The organism is Acinetobacter sp. YH16053, assembly GCF_013417035.1.
Taxonomy (GTDB): Bacteria; Pseudomonadota; Gammaproteobacteria; order Pseudomonadales; family Moraxellaceae; genus Acinetobacter; species Acinetobacter towneri.
In genome coordinates, this window is the sequence record NZ_VPEP01000169.1 from 1 (window position 1) to 1,001 (window position 1,001).

Genomic DNA, 1,001 nt, shown 5'->3' on the forward strand with positions numbered 1-1,001 from the left:
GTTTCATTATCTTATTTTCTACAATTGCTTATACCCAAAAAAATGAAAATTCATCTGAATTTGTTGTCCAACTTACCGTAACAGAACATTGTGAGATCCAGAGTACTCAGACTCAATCTATTGATTTTGGATCTATTCAACGATCAACAAATCATGTAACTAGCTCAGGAAGTTTGAATGTTAGTTGTAGTCAAAATACTCCATACTCGATTGCTTTAAACAGCGATAAGACTTTAAAGAATACACAAGACAATTCTATCCAGGTTCCGTATCAGCTCTATCAGGATGCTGGATTTAAAACTGTTTGGGGAAGCTCTTCTCAAGAAAATTTTGCAAGTACGGGAACTGGTACGGATCAGAACTTCAAAATCTGGGCAAAAATTAATGAAGGCGCCACGAATGTTCCTGCGGGTGTATATAATGATATTGTGGTTGCTACGATTACATATTAATACGTTAAAGTGACCGTCACAGTATCACTATAGTTTCCTGCACTTTTGAGAGGCTGTTGGGGGACATGTCCGTAAACAGAGATTGATTGCTGCCCATTTGTTCCTACACCTTGCGACCTGTTATTAGAACTATCCCATTTTTGAGTTAAGTTACTGTTTAAGTATAAATCATAATTTATATAATCCTTGCCATTAAACATTCTTCTCTGATTATTCAGAGCATATTTGCCATTATTTAATCCTACTCGCCAAGTAGTGCGTGAAGGGCATTGCAGAGAAATTTGACCACTTGTATGTAAGTCTCTGTTCAAATTATCAATTTGACCAAAATCCAAATCTGTTGTTGAGAGTAATGCACAAACATTCTCATATTCTGCAAAAACACTCATATTGGCCGTATCCGAATATCTTAAATTACTAGCGTTATAGCCGTTAGGATAGTTCTCATTTCTTTCAAAATCATAAAGGATTTCAAGTGATAAAGTAGAGGATCTGTAATTACCAGCAGCCCCTATCTGTCCTGGATAAAAAAGACCATAAACTGGGATC

General features: G+C 36.1%; 2 protein-coding genes. One reads left to right on the forward strand and one right to left on the reverse strand.

Annotated elements, in window-relative coordinates; all coding sequences use genetic code 11:
* Positions 1-452: spore coat U domain-containing protein (locus tag FTV43_RS15870; RefSeq protein ID WP_179995877.1), on the forward strand; the 452-nt coding region annotated here is incomplete at its 5' end.
* Here FTV43_RS15870 and FTV43_RS15875 read toward each other — a convergent pair.
* Positions 449-1,001: spore coat U domain-containing protein (locus tag FTV43_RS15875; RefSeq protein ID WP_179995878.1), on the reverse strand; the 553-nt coding region annotated here is incomplete at its 5' end. The two genes, FTV43_RS15870 and FTV43_RS15875, sit on opposite strands and share 4 nt — an antisense overlap.